This window comes from Kitasatospora sp. NPDC091257 (genome assembly GCF_044757675.1).
Classification (GTDB): domain Bacteria; phylum Actinomycetota; class Actinomycetes; order Streptomycetales; family Streptomycetaceae; genus Kitasatospora; species Kitasatospora lactacystinica.
The window spans coordinates 1-2769 of sequence record NZ_JBIVVI010001181.1; the positions used below are offsets into that span (position 1 = coordinate 1).

General features: G+C 71.3%; 2 protein-coding genes and 1 pseudogene. All 3 read left to right on the top strand.

Annotated elements, in window-relative coordinates; translation table 11 throughout:
• A pseudogene (locus ACIQOV_RS36010) lies at positions 1 to 252 on the top strand (hypothetical protein); the annotation flags it as partial.
• Positions 253 to 301: 49 nt separating this feature from the next.
• Complete coding sequence (locus tag ACIQOV_RS36015) at positions 302 to 1687, top strand: B12-binding domain-containing radical SAM protein (RefSeq protein ID WP_401055025.1); 1386 nt, start codon at positions 302 to 304, stop codon at positions 1685 to 1687.
• Position 1688: 1 nt separating this feature from the next.
• Positions 1689 to 2769 (top strand): arginase family protein (locus ACIQOV_RS36020; RefSeq protein ID WP_401055026.1); only part of this gene is annotated, 1081 nt, incomplete at its 3' end.

Sequence of the window (2769 nt, forward strand, 5' to 3'; positions counted from 1 at the left end):
GTGATCCTCGGCTACACCTGCGCCAACGACGTCACCGCCCGGGACGTCCAGCAGCGCGAGGGCCAGTGTGTCTACGTCGACTGGGAGTCCCCCCTCATCGTCCGGCAGGTCCTCCGGCTCGCCCGGAGGACGGCCGCCCCTCTGGAGTTCAGCGAAATGCTCCCCGCCCCGGAGCACCTCTGGCTCGACATCGACGGAGAACGTCACACCAGCGAGCTGCGTTGTGCGGTCTTCTCGCGCCGGTCCCACTGAGTGCTCCGCGTCGAGGACCCCACGCCCTCACCGACCGAAGGCACCGCTCATGACCAAGAGCTGCATCGTCCAGTTGCCCTTCCCCTCCAGCCACGACCCCGACCCGAACCTGTCGCGCTACTACGACGACTACGACCGGCGCTTCCGGGCCCTGCTGCCCGAGTACTTCATCCCGACCGACGGCCTGTGGGAGATGCCGCTGTGGGTCGCCCATCTGACCGCCCTGCTGAACACCGCGGGGCTCGACTCCGTCTTCCGCGACCTGTCCAGGACCCCGGCCGAGCCGGAGGACTGCGCCGAACCGCTGCTGGACGCGACCGCCCCCGGTGACCTGGTCCTGATGTCCCCGCTCGCCCAGAACCTCCGCCTCGCCCTGGAGGTGGCCAAGCGGCTGGAGCACGCCGGCCGGCGCGTCGTCCTCGGCGGGAACATGGCCCCGCTCGCCCCGGACGGCGCCGTGCACGCCGTGCACCGCGGCCAGCTCGACGCCGGCTTCGTGCGCCGCCTCGTCGAACTCGCCTCCGGCTCCGGCGGCAGCCTGGAGAAGCCCCTGCTGCCCGGCCTGGTCTCCGACCGGATCACCTGGGCGCCGGACTACCGCCACCTCGGCGGTTACCAGGGCCGGGTGCCGCTGCTGCGGCTCAACGCCAGCCACGGCTGCCTGTACCAGTGCTCGTTCTGCGGCGACGCCTGGAGCAAGCAGCTCACCCTGGTCGCCAAGGACGCGCTCGCCCAGGAGGTGGACGAGCTGACCACCCGGTTCCCCGACACCCGGCTCTTCTACATCGGCGACAAGACCTTCGGCCAGTCCCGCGAAGCCGTCGGCAACCTGCTGGACGTCTTCCGCGACCGCCCCGGCTACCGCTTCATCGTGCAGACCCACGTGATGCAGGTGAAGGAGTGGATCGTCGAGGCCATGCTCGAACTCGGCGTCGTCGCCGTGGAGCTCGGCTTCGAGTCGGCCGACTCGCAGATGCTGAAGCGGCTCAACAAGCTCTCCCGCGGCCTGGACGACTACACTTCGAAGATCCGTCAACTCAGCGACGCCGGGCTGAAGATCGTCCTCAACATGATGGGCGGCCTCGACGAGGAGACGGAGGCCGCGCACGGCCAGACCGTCGCCTGGATGCGGGAGAACGAATCGGCGCTGTGGCTCTTCAACCTGTACAACTTCGTGCCGTACCCGCTCACCCCGGACTTCCCCAGGCTGCGCGAGCGCATCTTCAACTGGGACTTCGCCGACTGGCGGGAGGACGCCCCGGTCGTCTACCGGCCCCGGCACCTGTCCCCCGAGGCCAGCTGGGACCTGTTCCAGGAGAAGATCGCCGCCGCGCACGACGTCATCCGTGCCCCGCTGCCCGTCGCCGCGCCCACCCCGCCCGCCGCGCCCACCGCACCCACGGCGCCCGCCGCGTCCGCCGTGCAGGAGGACTGACATGACCGAGCTCCCCGACTTCGAAGCGCTCCGGAACAGCGTCAAGCCCGAGGACTTCGCGCAGGACCCGCTGCCGGGCTGGGCCGGCGTCGGCACCCTGTTCGGCGCCCCCACCACCACCGCCGACCAGGTGGACGTCGGCGAGACGGGCTGGGTGGTGTCCGGCGTGCCCTTCGACGCCACCGCCAGCTCCCGCCCGGGCGCCGCGGAGGGACCGCGGGCGATCCGCCAGGCCAGCCTGGTCTTCTCCAGCTACCTCACCAGCCTCGGCCAGTGGCGGATGCTGGACACCCGCACCGGGCAGACCTTCCGCTACCACGCGCCCAGCGTCGCGGACGCCGGAGACCTGCACATCTACCCGACCGACACGGTGAAGACCTTCCAGGCCGTCGCCGCCGAGAGCCGCCGCCTGAGCTGCAACGCCCCGCGCCTGATCTTCCTCAACGGCGACCACTCCTGCACCTTCCCCACCTTCGCCGGCTTCCGCGCCGGACGGCTCGACCGCGGCGCCGGCCGGGTGGGGTTCATCAACATCGACCACCACTTCGACTTCGGCAACTGGAGCACCCTGCACGGTCCGCTGTACCACGGCTCCAACTCCCGCCGGATCAGCGAGATCCCGCGGATGCGCCCGGAGGACATCGCCTTCGTCGGCGTCGGGGACGTCACCAAGTACGACCAGTTCCGCGGCCTGCTCGACAGCGGCTTCCACGTCGTACCCGGCTCCTCCATCACCCGGGACGGCGCCGCCGCGGCCCTGCGCCCGGTGATCGAGGACCTCGGCTCGCGCTGCGACACCGTCTACGTCTCCCTCGACATCGACGTGCTCGACAGCGCCGCGGCGACCGGCACCGGGCACGTCACCATGGGCGGCATCGGCATCGGCGACCTCCTCGACGTCTACGAGGAGCTGCGGGCGCTGCCCGTCGGCGCCGTCGACATCGCCGAGATCGCGCCCCGCTACGACCCGTCCGGCGGCACCGCGCAGATCGCCGCCCGACTGCTCTTCGAGTTCCTGTTCCGCACCGACGTGGCCCCGGCCGAACTCGCGCCCTGGGCCCCCGGCACCCCCACCGCCCCCC